The organism is Limosilactobacillus portuensis (genome assembly GCF_014838735.1).
Taxonomy (GTDB): Bacteria; Bacillota; Bacilli; order Lactobacillales; family Lactobacillaceae; genus Limosilactobacillus; species Limosilactobacillus portuensis.
On the sequence record NZ_JABUXQ010000134.1, the window covers coordinates 1 to 282 of the forward strand.

Sequence of the window (282 nt, forward strand, 5' to 3'; positions counted from 1 at the left end):
TTAAGTAAATCTCATTCAGCTACAGGGATTCGTATTGGTTTTCTATCAGGTCCACAATACTTAATCGACAAGCTGACATTTATGCATGCGTACAACTGTATTTGTGCCAACGTACCCGCACAAATGGCAACTATAGCTGCATTACGTGAAGCCGTTGATGCACCTCATGTGATGAATCAAGCTTATGTCGAACGTCGAGATTACCTCGTCAACGCATTACAATCGATGGGCTTTCGATTAGACGGCGTACCACAGGGGGCATTTTACATTTTTCCAAATATC

1 protein-coding gene is annotated in these 282 nt (G+C 42.6%); it reads left to right on the plus strand.

Annotated features, from left to right (window positions below):
• Positions 1-282, plus strand: a 282-nt coding sequence (locus HUK49_RS10875) for an aminotransferase class I/II-fold pyridoxal phosphate-dependent enzyme (protein ID WP_191913697.1), incomplete at both ends; no start/stop codon positions are given.